We start from the raw sequence: 13590 nt of genomic DNA, 5'->3' as shown, positions 1-13590 counted from the left end.
GTGGGCGAGGCCATTGGCCTCGCCCACCCCTATGCGTCCTTGTACTCGTGGTACTTGCGCGCGTCGCCGCGCACTTTATCGGCCGGGTATTTGGCGCGGTTGAGGACCATCTTTTCCTCGACGGCCGCCATCAGGTCGACATCGAGTTTATCCGCCAGACGCACGAGGTAGACCAGTACGTCGGCCATCTCGTGGCGCACCTCGGCCAGCTTGCCTTCTCCGAGTTCCTCGAGCCGGCCATGCTGCAGCCATTGAAAATGCTCGAGCAGCTCGGCCGCCTCGACCGACAGCGCCGACGCCAAATTCTTCGGCGTGTGGAACTGGTCCCAGTCGCGCTCGTTGACGAACACGCGCACCAGTTCGCGCAGGCGGGCCAGGTCGCCAACCTTGCCCTGCCCCTCCCCGGCACTCACAGGTCCTCGCCGCGATCGAGGTAGCCGTCCAGCACGACGGCAAGTTTCGGGGCGATCTCCTCGAAGCTGCTGACCGTGATGCCGAGGTCGCGCAGCAGGCCGTCATGCACGCCATACACCCAGCTGTGGATGGTCAGCGGCTGGCCGCGTTCCCAGGCATCGCGCACGATCGTCGTCTGCGCCACGTTCATCACCTGTTCGGCCACATTCAGCTCGACCAGGCGGTTCGTCGCCGAGACGCCGGCCACGTTGCCCAGGTATTTGCCGTGCTTTTCGCGCACGTCGCGCACGTGGCCGAGCCAGTTGTCGGCCAGTCCGACGCGGGTATTGGTGAGCGCCGCATGCACGCCCCCGCAGCCATAATGGCCGCAGATGATGATGTGCTTGACCTTCAGGACGTCGACCGCGAACTGCAGCACGGAGAGGCAGTTCAGGTCCGAATGCACGACCACGTTGGCGATATTGCGGTGGACAAACAGCTCGCCCGGCGCCATACCGACCAGTTCGTTGGCGGGGACGCGGCTGTCCGAACAGCCGATCCACAGGTATTCCGGGGCTTGCTGGGAAGCGAGGTCTTTAAAGAAATTAGGATCCTCTTCGACCCGTGAAGCGGCCCAGTCGCGGTTGCGTTCGAACAGGTCGGCGGCCGTCAGGCCGGTCGGTGTTTTCGCCATTGAATTCTCCTGCTGAAGAAAAGGCGCAGGACGCGCCCTTCTGTGATATTTGGTGAGCTTTGCGTATTGTAAACGCAACACGAAAAACGGTCAGGCGCAAAAAAAACCGCTGAGGGCTCGCGCCACTCAGCGGTTTCATGAAAGGTCTTACTCGAAGAAATCTTTGACCTTGTCCATCCAGCCCTTGCTTTGCGGGCTGTGCTTGGCACCGCCCTCGTTGGTCAGGCGGTCGAACTCGCGCAGCAGGTCCTTCTGCTTGTCGGTGAGTTTCACAGGGGTCTCGACCACCATGTGGCAGAACAGGTCGCCCGCATAGCCGGAACGCACGCCCTTGATGCCCTTGCCCTTCAAACGGAAGGTTTTACCCGTCTGCGTGCCTTCCGGCACCGTGAACGAGACTTTACCGGTGAGCGTCGGCACTTCGATTTCGCCGCCGATGGCTGCCTTGGTGAACGAGATCGGCATTTCGCAATGCAGGTCGTCGCCTTCGCGCTGGAACACGGCGTGCGGCTTGATGTGGATCTCGACGTACAGGTCGCCCGACGGACCGCCATTCGTGCCCGGTTCGCCGTTGCCGGTCGAGCGGATGCGCATGCCGTTGTCGATACCGGCCGGAATCTTGACTTCCAGCGTCTTGTTGCGCTTGATGCGTCCGGCGCCGCTGCACGATGGGCAGGGTTCCGGGATCATCTTGCCGCTGCCGTGGCACTTCGGGCAGGTCTGCTGGATGCTGAAGAAGCCCTGCTGCATGCGCACCTGGCCGTGGCCGGCGCAGGTGGTGCAGGTGACCGGCTGCGTGCCCGGCTTGGCGCCGCTGCCGTGGCAGGTGTCGCACTTGTCCCAGCTCGGCACGCGGATGGTCGTGTCGAAGCCGTTGGCCGCCTGTTCCAGCGTGATTTCGAGGTTGTAACGCAGGTCGGCACCCCGATACACCTGGGGACCACCCGCACTGCGGCCGCGGCCGCCGCCGCCGAAGATGTCGCCGAAGATATCGCCAAAGGCATCGCCGAAACCGCCTGCGCCAAAGCCGCCTCCGCCGCCACCCATGTTCGGGTCGACGCCGGCGTGACCGTAACGGTCATAGGCCTCGCGTTTTTCCGGATTGGTCAGCATCTCGTAGGCCTCTTTGACCTCCTTGAACTTTTCCTCCGCTTCCTTGTTGTCAGGGTTGCGGTCCGGATGATATTTCATCGCCAGCTTGCGATACGACTTCTTGATCTCTTCTTCCGAAGCACCTTTTGCGACCCCAAGGATCTCGTAAAAATCACGCTTTGCCATTTGGCACCTTGCTGTTGTCTACTGAACGAACTGTCTGAGCAAAAAAACCGAGCCTCCAACCATAGGTCGTCGGCTCGGCCGTATTACGCGCTGAAAATTACTTCGCGTCTTTCACTTCTTTAAAATCGGCGTCGACGACATCGTCAGCCTGGGCCGACGATTCCGCGCCGCCCTGCTGTGCGCCACCTTCGGCGCCCGCGCCGCCTGCCTGCTGCGCCTGCATGTCGGCGTACATCTTCTCGCCCAGCTTCTGCGCAGCGGTCGTGAGGGCCGCGGTCTTGTTGTCGATGTCGGCCTTGTCGCCGGACTTGATCGAGCCTTCGAGGTCGGTAATGGCTGCCTCGATCTTTTCCTTCTCGCCCGCTTCCAGCTTGTCGCCGTATTCGGTCAGCGACTTGCGGGTCGAGTGCACCAGCGCATCGGCCTGGTTGCGCGACTCGGCCAGTTCCTTGACCTTCTTGTCTTCTTCGGCGTTCAGCTCGGCGTCCTTCACCATCTTCTGGATTTCGTCCTCGGTCAGGCCCGAGTTCGCCTTGATGGTGATCTTGTTTTCCTTGCCGGTGGCCTTGTCTTTCGCGCCGACGTGCAGGATGCCGTTGGCGTCGATGTCGAAGGTCACTTCGATCTGTGGGGTGCCGCGTGCTGCCGGCGGGATGCCCTCGAGATTGAATTCGCCCAGGCCCTTGTTGCCGGCCGCGATTTCACGCTCGCCCTGATACACCTTGATGGTGACCGCTGGCTGGTTGTCGTCGGCGGTCGAGAACACCTGCGAGAACTTGGTCGGAATCGTGGTGTTCTTGTGGATCATCTTGGTCATCACGCCGCCCAGGGTTTCGATACCCAGCGACAGCGGGGTCACGTCCAGCAGCAGCAAGTCCTTGCGCTCGCCCGACAGGACCGAACCCTGGATCGCGGCGCCGACGGCGACGGCTTCGTCCGGGTTCACGTCCTTGCGTGGATCCTTGCCGAAGAATTCCTTCACTTTTTCCTGCACCTTCGGCATGCGGGTCATGCCGCCGACCAGGATGATGTCGTCGATATCGGTGACCTTGACGCCGGCATCCTTGATGGCGATGCGGCATGGCTCGATGGTTTTCGCGATCAGTTCCTCGACCAGGGACTCCAGCTTGGCGCGGGTCATTTTCAGGTTCAGGTGGACCGGCGCGCCGTTCGCCATGGCGATGTACGGCTCGTTGATTTCGGTCTGCTGCGACGACGACAGTTCGATCTTCGCGCGCTCGGCCGAGGCCTTGATGCGCTGCAGGGCGATCGCGTCTTTCGACAGGTCGAGCCCGTTGATCTTCTTGAATTCGTCGATGATGTAATCGATGATGCGCTGGTCGAAGTCTTCGCCGCCGAGGAAGGTGTCGCCGTTGGTCGACAGCACTTCGAACTGCTTCTCGCCTTCCACGTCCGCGATCTCGATGATCGAGACGTCGAAGGTGCCGCCGCCGAGGTCATACACGGCGATCTTGCGGTCGCCCTTTTCGGTCTTGTCCAGGCCGAAAGCCAGCGCCGCCGCGGTCGGCTCGTTGATGATGCGCTTGACGTCCAGGCCCGCGATACGGCCGGCATCCTTGGTTGCCTGGCGCTGCGAGTCGTTGAAGTAGGCCGGCACGGTGATGACCGCTTCGGTGACTTCTTCGCCGAGGTAGTCTTCGGCGGTCTTCTTCATCTTGCGCAGGATTTCAGCCGACACCTGCTGTGCCGCCAGCTTCTTGTCGCGCACGCTGATCCAGGCGTCGCCGTTGTCGGCCTTGACGATCTGGTACGGCATCAGGCCGATGTCTTTCTGGACTTCCTTTTCGTCGTACTTGCGGCCGATCAGGCGCTTGACGGCGAACAGGGTGTTCTTTGGATTGGTGACCGCCTGGCGTTTCGCAGGTGCGCCGACGAGGATCTCGCCATCTTCCTGGTAAGCGATGATCGACGGCGTGGTACGTGCGCCTTCGGCGTTTTCGATGACCTTAGGCTGGCCGTTTTCCATGATCGCAACGCACGAGTTGGTGGTGCCCAGGTCGATACCGATGATTCTGCCCATGATTATTTTCCTTTAGATGCTAAGTTTCGGATGTTTTGGAATATTGGGAAAAACTGCGTGCTTTCAAGGGTTTTGCCGATCAGCACACTTAAATTTTTCTTATTTCGGTGCCGCTGCGGTCACGATGGCCGGTCGCAACAGGCGGTCGGCGATCATGTAACCCTTCTGCAAAACGCTGACCACGGTGTTGGCTTCCTGGTCGGCCGGCACCACGGCCACGGCCTGGTGCTTGTTCGGATCGAGCTTGTCGCCTTGTTGCGGCATGACTTCGACCAGGCGGTTCTTCTCGAAGGCGCTGGTGAGCTGCTTGAGCGTCATCTCGACGCCTTCCTTGATCGATTCGACCGTCGGCGCTTCGACCTTCAAGGCCATTTCGAGGCTGTCGCGCACCGGCACCATGGCCTCTGCAAAACTTTCGATGGCGAATTTGTGGGCCTTGCTCACGTCTTCCTGGGCGCGGCGGCGGATGTTCTCGGCGTCGGCCTTGGCACGCATGAACGCGTCGTGCATTTCAGCCAGCTTGGCTTCGGTGGCGCTCAGCTGTTCTTCGAGGCCGGGTTCGCCGTTGGCTGGGGCGGCGGCTGCCTGGGGGGCAGCTGCCGGGGCAGCGGGAGCGCCTTCGCCCTCCGGCTGGGGAATCACCTCTGGATTTTCTTGATCTTGCATCGAAAACACTCCTGAAATCAAATACTTGGCTGAACAATTGGACGGATACTGCTCCACGTACAGCGCCGCATATGGGGTGATCTCCTACAAATTCAAGGGGTATTGAACAGACGCCACCAGAAAGTCTGACAACATTTGTTACAACATTTACCGATGAGCTGATTCTTTCCGGGGCCGACAGTTCTACCATGCTCGTAACGCGCGTTCCAGCGCGACGAGAACAAGAACCAGGGCCAAGGGAGCCATCATGAGATTGCAGTTGATCAGCAGCGCCGTCGTGGTCTACACCGCGCTTGCGGTAGCGTGCATTTGCTACGCCGGGGTGTAGGGCACGCCGTCAAAACATGCCATTTTAGCAGGTCAATGAAGCTGACCGGGAGGCTGGGCGGGGGACAATAGTCCGGGGGACTGTTGTCCGCCCGGTGGGGATCGGTAAATTCAGAACTGACGCAGGGGTGCAGGCACCCACGCAAGCGCTTTTATGCCCCCAGCCGCAATGCGTTTTCGCGCCCGCGTTCGGCATCGCGCCGCTCGGCGTCGCGCTGGGACGGGCTCATCATCGTGGGCCAGCCGATCAGGTGCTGTTCGGCGATTTCGGCCATGCCGACAATCCAGGTCGGCGACTCGTTCAGGCAAGGGATGTAGTGAAAGTCCTTGCCGCCGGCCGCCTCGAACTCGTGCTTCACTTCCATCGCGATCTCTTCCAGGGTTTCCAGGCAATCGCTGGTAAAACCCGGACAGATCACGTCCACCCGCTGCACGCCCTGGCGCGCGAGCTCGGCCACGGTCGGCGCCGTGTAGGGCTGCAGCCACTCGGCCTTGCCGAAACGCGACTGGAAGGTGACGACGTAATCGTCGGGCGCCAGGCGCAGGCGCGCGGCCAGCAATCTCGCCGTCTTCTGGCATTCGCAGTAATACGGATCGCCCAGCATCAGGGTGCGCCTGGGCACGCCGTGAAAACTCATCACCAGTTTCTGGCCGCGGCCATGCGTGTCCCAGTGCGCGAGTACCGTGTCGTGCAGGGCGTCGATATAGCCGTCGTGGTCGTGGTAGTGCTTCACCAGGCGCAGTTCGGGCACGTTGCGCACATCCTTGTAATGGGCAAAAACGGCATCCCAGATCGAAGCGGTGGTCGTGCCGGAATACTGTGGGTAGGCCGGCAGGATCACGATGCGGTCGCAACCGTCCGCCTTGAGTTCGTCCAGCACCTCGGGCAGCGCAGGCGAACCGTAGCGCATCGCCATGCGCACCTGCACGCCCTCGTGGCCACGGTCTTCCAGGGCCGCGGCCAGGGCAGCCGCCTGCTTTTGCGTGTGTACCTTCAGGGGCGAACCGTCGCGGGTCCAGATCGTCTGGTATTTCCTGGCCGACGCGCCGGAACGGAAGGGCAGGATGATCAGGTTCAGGATGCACCACCACACCAGGCGTGGAATTTCCACCACCCGCGGATCGGACAGGAATTGCCGCAAATAGCGTTTCACGGCCGGCCGGGTCGGCGCATCGGGCGTGCCGAGGTTGACGAGGACAATCGCGCTGCGGGAAACGGTGCCGTGGGTGTGGGCTGGTTCTTTTCTGAAGGGCATGAGCAAACGGGAGGCGGCAGGGGCCTCCATTATATGGGGGCCGATTGCAGCCTCGAGCGGATATTTACGAACGGCGAGCTAAGCCAGCCGTTCGGCAATGTCGTGGACGCTCAGCTTCAGGTCGTCACCTTCAGGCGCACGTCGATGTTGTTGCGCGTGGCATTCGAATACGGGCAGACGATGTGGGCCTTGTCGACCAGATCCTGCAGCTGGCCCTGCTCCATGCCGGGACCGTGGACGGTGAGATCGACTTCGATGCCGAAGCCGGTCGGGATCTGGCCGATGCCGACTTCGCCGGTGACCGTCAAGTCTTCCGGCAATTTCACCTTCTGCTGGCCGGCGACGAATTTCAGCGCGCCCAGGAAGCAGGCCGAATAGCCGGCGGCAAACAATTGCTCGGGATTGGTGCCGGTGGCGCCATTGCCGCCCAGCTCTTTCGGCGTCGTCAGTTTAACGTCCAGCACGCCGTTATCGCTGCGGGACGTGCCTTCGCGGCCGCCCTGCGAGGTGGCCTTGGCGCGGTACAGGACTTTGTCGATGCTCATGCGTTCCTCCGTGGTTGGGTTGGAAACAGATTGTGGCAGATGGCTTCCTTGCAGCGCGCCCGCCTGAACGAGCGGCCATGTCCGCGCTATGTCCGTTTTCGCACGGAACGGTTTCATTCCCCGCCGTATGCTGCGATGTCACTCGGGCAGACATGACTTGCCGATTACCGCATTTACACGACCATGAACACGCCCACCTCCAGCACCAAACCCGCCACCGATGAGCCGGCGGCCCCGCCCAAGCGCCAGCGCGCCGCGCCCCTATCTCTCGCTGCATGGAAACAATTCGTCAACGTCGCCAAGCCGTATTGGCTGGAGGATCAAAAAAAGAAGGCCTGGAGCCTGCTGATCCTCCTGATCGTGTTGATGCTCGTCGAGACCAAGCTGGCCGTCATGTTGAACAACCAGGCCGGCGAAATGACCTCGGCGCTGGCCGCCAAGAACGGCGACCGCTTCTGGACTTCGGTGCGCGCCTGCCTGTTCGTGCTGGCCATTGCGGTACCGGTGTATGCCTTTTACTATTACATGCGCGACCTGTTCGCCAACCAGTGGCGGCGCTGGCTCACCGGCCGTTTCCTGGACGGCTACCTGAGCGGGCGCAAATACTACGAGCTCGGTGCCGACAACGCCATCGACAACCCGGACCAGCGTATCAGCGAAGACGTCAACACGTTTACTGGGCGCTCGATCAACTTCCTGCTGATCTTCCTGGGCTCGCTCATGCAGCTGGTCGCCTTCAGCACCGTGCTGTGGTCGATTTCGCATTTGCTGGTCGGCGTGCTCGCGGTGTACGCGCTGGCGGGCACTGTCATCGCCCTCTGGGTATTCGGCACCCCGCTGATCCACCTGAATTTCTGGCAGCTGCGGCGCGAGGCGGATTTCCGCTTCAGCCTGATGCGCCTGCGCGAAAATGCCGAATCGATCGCCTTCTACCGCGGCGAAGCCCAGGAGCGTGTCCATATCGACAGCAAGCTCGACAAAGTGATCAACAATTTTGCCAGGTTAATTAAACGGCAGCGTTCCCTCAACCTGTTTCAGCGCAGTTTCAGCCAATTGACCCTGGTGCTGCCGAGCGTGATCCTGGCCAACGGCGTGCTGTCGGGCGAACTCGAAGTAGGCCGCGCGATCCAGGCGGCCGGCGCGTTTACGGCCGTGCTCGGTGCCGTGGGCGTGATTGTCGATAACTTCGAGAGCCTGAGCCGCTTCGTGGCGGGCATCGATCGCCTGCAGGCCCTGTCGAAGCTGGTATTGCCGAATGCGGAGCCGCAGGCCGGTACCGTCGACACGCATCCACGCATCGGTCGGCGTCCGGGGCCGCACCTTGCGCTGGAAGCCGTGACGCTGCACCCGCCGCAATCCGAACGGGTGCTCATCAAGGAGCTGAGCCTGGCCTTGCAGCCGGGCGACGCCCTGCTCATCACCGGCGACAGCGGCTGCGGCAAGAGCTCGCTGCTGCGGGCGATTGCAGGCTTGTGGCATACGGGCAGCGGCACCATTCACCATCCGCCGCTGGAAGATTTCTTCTTCCTGCCCCAGCAGCCCTATCTGCAGTCGGGCACCCTGCGCAGCCAGCTCATCTACCCGAGCGCGCATTCATCCCTGAGCGACGAGCAGTTGCTGGCGATCCTGGAGCAGGTTCACCTGCCGCGCCTGGCCGAACGCGTGGGCGGTCTGGACGCCGTGCAGGACTGGGAAAAGCTGCTGTCGGTCGGCGAGCAGCAGCGCCTGGCATTTGCGCGCGTGCTGGTGCACCAGCCGGGCATCGTCATCCTCGACGAAGCGACCAGCGCGCTCGACAGTGCCAACGAAGCCTCGCTCTACGGACGCCTGCGCGACAGTGGAACCACCCTGATCAGCATCGCCCACCGCGCCGCCGTGCTGCGCCACCACACCCACGTGCTGCACCTGACGGGTGAAGGCGCATGGGAGCTGCATGCGGCGGACGGTTATCAATTCGATGAGCCGGTTACCGCCGTGCCCGGCAACGGTAGCGACCTGCAGCCGCTGCGGCCAGCCCCCAAGGTGGCAGTCGCGGGGTAGCGGGCATACCCGTGCGCATTCCGTTAATGGCCGGAAAACAAGTAATAAGGAGCAATAATAAACAGACTGGGCATTGAGCCTGATTAAGCTTCATGGTCGTGCCCGCTAGCGGCACGCGCGCGTTCTCCTACACTTGAGCTAACCATCTTTCATAAGTTGCTAACTCAAAGGAAACCATATGAAACGCGCGGATCAGCACCGTAGGCAGTTGATGAAGGGAATTTTAGGAGCCGTTGCCATCCAGGGCATTCCCGATCTCGCCTTTGCCTGGGCCGGCGCGCGCGTCCGCCTCGAGTGGCAGCAGTTCAAGCAAACCAGCCAGTACCAGTCCTTCCTGAATGCGATTTCCGCCATGCGTCGGAATACCAATCCTGCCGATCCCGGCTCGCTGCATTATTGGGTCAACGTCCACCAGACATATTGCCCGCACGATGTGCCGTATTTCATTTCCTGGCACCGCGGATATCTGTATTGTTTCGAGCAGCAGCTTCGACTGTCCTCGGGCGATCCGACGCTGGACCTGCCCTATTGGGATTACTATTCCTACCCGACCTTGCCGGCCGAATTCACCGATCCGGCGCCCAGCAATCCGCTGTATGTCCAGCGCGCCGGCGTCAATGTCTACAATGCGCTGACCTTATGGCCGTTTGGGCCGGAGGTTTTCAATTTCCAGCGCGGGACGACGGATGCGTTCGAGGTGCGGATGGAGAACGCGCCCCATAATCCCGTGCACAACCTCATTGGCGGCGTCATGGCCACCATGCAATCGCCCTTCGATCCGATCTTTTATCTGCATCACGCGAATATCGACCGCTTGACGCACGCCTGGGCCCTCCCCGACGGCAAAGGCATTCCACCAACCGCGTGGCCCTATTCGTCCACCAACAGCAGCCCCTACTGGGCTGGAACCAACGTGTACGCGTCCGGCCTGAGCGTCGAACGCTGGAAAACCTATCATCCCGGCTGGCTCGGCTATGATTACGCCGACAACACGCTGCCGACCGCGCTGCCGCCGCGTCCTGGGGCGGCCCAAACTGCCCAGGCCATGAAACTGGCGGCGCCGCAAGTGCCGTCCAATCAACGGCCGCCCTCCAAGCGGTTTACGCCGGCGCCGCCGCGCCAGATCTCGACGAGCCGGCGCTCGCTGGGCGGCGCCGCCCAGGTCAGCTTCGACGAACAGTCCTATACCGCCAGCCTGAGCTTCAATCAGAAAGACGCGGCCGAAATTGCGGCCATCATTGCATCGCGGCGGATGGGACACGAGGGCGCGGGCGGGGGACGGGTGGGGTCGGTCAAATTCGTGGTCGACAGCGCGCGGATGAGCGATCCGGGACGCCTGGGCGGCTATTACTATGCGCTCTACCTGAACATGCCGGACGTCGTCGATTCGAAGACTGCGTATAACAAATCCTTCCTTGGCACCCTGGGGGCCTTCCAGATCGCGGCGGTGTCCCACCATGGCCCGGGCCGGCTCGAATTCGACCTGGTCGGTCTGTTATTGCAGCAGGAGATCAAGGACTTTTCGACGCTCTCGATCTCCTGGATACGCGTCGACGGCGACAATCCGCCGGCAGGCCAGACGATCAACGTGGCCGAAGCCCGTGTCGATTTGGCGTACGAAATCGAGCCCGTCCAGCTGCCGCTCCTGCAGGGGATGACGAGCGGATATAAATAAGGTCAAGGCAGACGCCGCACAGCCTGCCGCCCTGTGCTCAGGACGCCAGCAACTCGCGCGCATGCTTGCGCGTCGTCTCCGTGATCTCGATCCCGCCCAGCATGCGCGCCACTTCTTCCACGCGCGCGCGGTTGTTCAGCACTTCGATGCGCGAGACGGTACGGCCTTCGCCGGTCGTGCCCTTCGCCACCTGGAAGTGCTGGTTGGCCTGGCTCGCCACCTGCGGCAGGTGCGTCACGCAGAGCACTTGCCGCTCCTGGCCCAGGCGTTTCAACAGGCGCCCGACCACTTCGGCGACGCCGCCGCCGATGCCGCTGTCGACCTCGTCGAAGATCAGGGTCGGCGTCGTGGTCGCGTTCGAGGTGATGACGGAAATCGCCAGCGAGATCCGCGCCAGTTCGCCGCCCGACGCCACCTTGGCCAGCGGACGCGGCACGACGCCGGCGTGGCCGGCGACCAGGAATTCGACGACCTCGAGGCCATGCGCGCCTGGCTCGCCGGCGTTCAGGCCGACTTCGAAACGCCCGCCGCCCATGCTCAGTTCCTGCATCGCATTCGTCACCTGCTCGCTCAGGGCGCGGGCGGCTTTGACGCGCCGTGCAGACAAGCGCTCGGCGACCTTGCGGTAGGCCGCTTCCGCTTTCGCTTCCTGGCGTTTCAATCCTTCCATGTCGCTGGCGTCGGCCAGCTGGCGCAGCTTGGCGGACAAGGTGGCGTGTTCTTCGTGCAGCTCTTCCGGCGTGACGTGGTATTTGCGCGCAGCGCTGTGCAGGGCATCCATGCGGGCGTCGACTTCGCGCAGGCGCGCAGGGTCGAGCTCAACCTTGTCGATATAACTGTTCAGCGCATACACCGCTTCCTGCAGCTGGATACGGGCCGGCTCCATGCAGTCGAGCACGGTCTGCAACTCGGCATCGACGTCCACCAGCTTACCGAGCTTGGTATTCAGGGAGGACAGCTGCGACAGGATCGGGTGGTCGGATTCGGAGATCGCGGCCAGCGCTTCCTGCGCGCCCTCGATCAGGCTGGCGGCGTGCGACAGGCGGCTGTGCTCGTTGGTGATCTCGAGCCACTCGCCGGCTTTCGGCGCCAGTTTATCGAGTTCGCTCACCTGCCATTCGAGGCGCTCGCGCTCGATCAATACGTTCTTCGCGTTTGTTTCGTATTCCTCGCGCTGGCGCGACAACGCGCGCCAGGCACGCCAGGCGACGGCGACTTCCTGGGCCTCGGCCGCAGCTGCGGGGTCGCGCACGGCGATCTGGTTGTCGAGCAGTGCGCGCTGGGCGTCGGCTTTCAACAGGCTCTGGTGCGCATGCTGGCCGTGAATGTCGACCAGCATTTCCCCCAGTTCGCGCAGCTGGCTCGCGGTGGCCGCGATGCCGTTGATATACGCTTTCGAGCGGCCGGCGTTGTCGATCACGCGGCGCAGCAGCGCCCCGCCCTCCTCGCAGGCGAACTCGTTCTGGTCGAGCCAGCTGGTGGCCGCCTCGGTCAGCGCAAAGTCGGCGCTGATGTCGGCCTTGGCCGCGCCTTCGCGCACCATGCTGGCGTCGCCGCGCCCGCCCAGGGCCAGCTGCAGGGCATCGATCAGGATCGATTTGCCGGCACCGGTCTCGCCCGTGAAAACCGAGAAACCGCGGGCGAATTCGAGTTCGATGGCGTCGACGATGACGAAGTCGCGGATGGTCAGTGTGCGCAGCATGAAAAAAGGAGTCTCCCGGGTTTCTGGATTATTTGAGTTTTCCGTCATTCGACGGGTATTCGTGCCAGTGCAGCTTTTCGCGCAGCGTGTGGTAGTAGCTCCAGCCTTCCGGGTGCAGGAAGGTGATCGTGTTCGGGGAACGCGAAATGAAAATTTCGTCGCCGTGCTGCAGGCTGGCGAAGGTCTGCATGTCGAAATTCACCGAGATGTCGCGCCCGCTGACGATCTCGACCACGATCTCGCTGGTGTCGGGAATGGCGATCGGCCGGTTCGACAGCGCGTGCGGTGCGATCGGCACCAGCACGATGCCCTGCAGGCTCGGGTGCAGCAGCGGGCCGCCGGCCGACAGCGCGTAGGCCGTGGAGCCGGTCGGCGTCGAGACGATCAAGCCGTCCGAACGCTGGTTGTACATGAAATGGCCGTCGACCGTGACCCGCAATTCCGCCATGCCGGCGCCGCTGCCGCGCGCCACGACGACGTCGTTGACGGCCACGCCGCAAAAGATCATCTCGCCGCCGCGCATCACGCGCCCTTCCAGCAGCGTGCGCTTCTCGGCCGTCGCCTTGCCCTGCAGGATTTCGCCCAGCGCCGGCAGCATGCGCTCGACCGGAATGTCGGTAATAAAACCGAGGCGGCCGAGGTTGATGCCGATCAGGGCGAGATCGTATTTGGCGAGCTGGCGCGCGATGCCGAGCATGGTGCCGTCGCCGCCCATGACGATGGCCAGCTGCGCCTGCTCGCCGATCTCGGGGACCGTCATCGATTCGATGCCCGGCATGCCCAGGTGCGCGGCCGTGTCGAGTTCGAACACGACCCGGTGCCCGGCTTTCTGCAGGAAGGCGACCACGCTCGCCACAGGTTCTTCGATGCCGGCCGTGTTCTGCCGCACCACCAGCGCGATAGTCGACTGCGATTCGGGTGTAAGGGGCATAGGGTCTCTCGGCGATGGATGGGCGAACACGCTGGAGATTAA

11 protein-coding genes are annotated in these 13590 nt (G+C 62.6%); 2 read left to right on the top strand and 9 right to left on the bottom strand.

Going from position 1 to position 13590, the window contains the following annotated elements; translation table 11 throughout:
- Positions 1-29 precede the first annotated feature (29 nt).
- The 7 genes from ACI48I_RS00605 to ACI48I_RS00575 all read right to left on the bottom strand — a co-directional run bounded on the left by ACI48I_RS00605 (position 30) and on the right by ACI48I_RS00575 (position 7200).
- Entirely contained in the window at positions 30-413 is a 384-nt protein-coding gene (locus ACI48I_RS00605) for a nucleotide pyrophosphohydrolase (protein WP_193688162.1), read from the bottom strand.
- Entirely contained in the window at positions 410-1087 is a 678-nt protein-coding gene (can, locus tag ACI48I_RS00600; protein ID WP_193688161.1) for a carbonate dehydratase, read from the bottom strand. Before can ends, ACI48I_RS00605 begins: the two co-directional genes overlap by 4 nt.
- Positions 1088-1234: 147 nt before the next feature.
- The gene (gene dnaJ / locus ACI48I_RS00595) at positions 1235-2365 is read right to left on the bottom strand and encodes a molecular chaperone DnaJ (protein WP_193688160.1); all 1131 of its coding nucleotides are present in this window, start codon (positions 2363-2365) and stop codon (positions 1235-1237) included.
- 97 nt (positions 2366-2462) lie between these two features.
- Positions 2463-4406 (bottom strand): molecular chaperone DnaK, encoded by a 1944-nt coding sequence (gene dnaK / locus ACI48I_RS00590; protein ID WP_193688159.1) that lies wholly within the window; start codon positions 4404-4406, stop codon positions 2463-2465.
- 99 nt (positions 4407-4505) lie between these two features.
- The gene (gene grpE, locus ACI48I_RS00585) at positions 4506-5072 is read right to left on the bottom strand and encodes a nucleotide exchange factor GrpE (RefSeq protein WP_193688158.1); all 567 of its coding nucleotides are present in this window, start codon (positions 5070-5072) and stop codon (positions 4506-4508) included.
- 479 nt (positions 5073-5551) lie between these two features.
- Positions 5552-6655 (bottom strand): ferrochelatase, encoded by a 1104-nt coding sequence (gene hemH, locus ACI48I_RS00580; RefSeq protein ID WP_498573041.1) that lies wholly within the window; start codon positions 6653-6655, stop codon positions 5552-5554.
- A gap of 116 nt (positions 6656-6771) precedes the next feature.
- Positions 6772-7200 (bottom strand): organic hydroperoxide resistance protein, encoded by a 429-nt coding sequence (locus tag ACI48I_RS00575; RefSeq protein WP_193688156.1) that lies wholly within the window; start codon positions 7198-7200, stop codon positions 6772-6774.
- Between the two features lie 183 nt (positions 7201-7383).
- On the opposite strand from ACI48I_RS00575, the gene ACI48I_RS00570 reads away from it, so the two are divergent.
- Positions 7384-9240 (top strand): ABC transporter ATP-binding protein/permease, encoded by a 1857-nt coding sequence (locus ACI48I_RS00570; RefSeq protein WP_193688155.1) that lies wholly within the window; start codon positions 7384-7386, stop codon positions 9238-9240.
- 178 nt (positions 9241-9418) lie between these two features.
- A complete protein-coding gene (locus ACI48I_RS00565) occupies positions 9419-10915 on the top strand; it encodes a tyrosinase family protein (RefSeq protein ID WP_227496658.1) in 1497 nt (498 codons plus the stop codon).
- 37 nt (positions 10916-10952) lie between these two features.
- Here the strand turns inward: ACI48I_RS00565 and recN are convergent, their stop codons facing one another.
- Together recN and ACI48I_RS00555 are read right to left on the bottom strand one after the other, a co-directional pair.
- Positions 10953-12617 carry a DNA repair protein RecN gene (recN, locus tag ACI48I_RS00560; protein WP_193688154.1) on the bottom strand — a complete coding sequence of 555 codons (1665 nt, stop codon included), beginning with the start codon at positions 12615-12617 and terminating at the stop codon, positions 10953-10955.
- Between the two features lie 28 nt (positions 12618-12645).
- Positions 12646-13548, bottom strand: coding sequence for an NAD kinase (locus tag ACI48I_RS00555; protein ID WP_193688153.1), 903 nt, complete (start codon positions 13546-13548; stop codon positions 12646-12648).
- Positions 13549-13590: the final 42 nt, after the last annotated feature.

This window comes from Massilia sp. LXY-5 (assembly GCF_059801075.1).
The sequence above is the reverse complement of the archived record's forward strand: the minus strand, read 5'-3'. Positions and strand labels throughout refer to the sequence as shown.

Excerpts from the sequence above, each read along its gene's own strand:
- can (WP_193688161.1), bottom strand. The coding sequence starts at position 1,087 with ATGGCGAAAACACCGACCGGCCTGACGGCCGCCGACCTGTTCGAACGC.
- dnaJ (WP_193688160.1), bottom strand. The coding sequence starts at position 2,365 with ATGGCAAAGCGTGATTTTTACGAGATCCTTGGGGTCGCAAAAGGTGCT.
- dnaK (WP_193688159.1), bottom strand. The coding sequence starts at position 4,406 with ATGGGCAGAATCATCGGTATCGACCTGGGCACCACCAACTCGTGCGTT.
- grpE (WP_193688158.1), bottom strand. The coding sequence starts at position 5,072 with ATGCAAGATCAAGAAAATCCAGAGGTGATTCCCCAGCCGGAGGGCGAA.
- hemH (WP_498573041.1), bottom strand. The coding sequence starts at position 6,655 with ATGCCCTTCAGAAAAGAACCAGCCCACACCCACGGCACCGTTTCCCGC.
- ACI48I_RS00575 (WP_193688156.1), bottom strand. The coding sequence starts at position 7,200 with ATGAGCATCGACAAAGTCCTGTACCGCGCCAAGGCCACCTCGCAGGGC.
- ACI48I_RS00570 (WP_193688155.1), top strand. The coding sequence starts at position 7,384 with ATGAACACGCCCACCTCCAGCACCAAACCCGCCACCGATGAGCCGGCG.
- ACI48I_RS00565 (WP_227496658.1), top strand. The coding sequence starts at position 9,419 with ATGAAACGCGCGGATCAGCACCGTAGGCAGTTGATGAAGGGAATTTTA.
- recN (WP_193688154.1), bottom strand. The coding sequence starts at position 12,617 with ATGCTGCGCACACTGACCATCCGCGACTTCGTCATCGTCGACGCCATC.
- ACI48I_RS00555 (WP_193688153.1), bottom strand. The coding sequence starts at position 13,548 with ATGCCCCTTACACCCGAATCGCAGTCGACTATCGCGCTGGTGGTGCGG.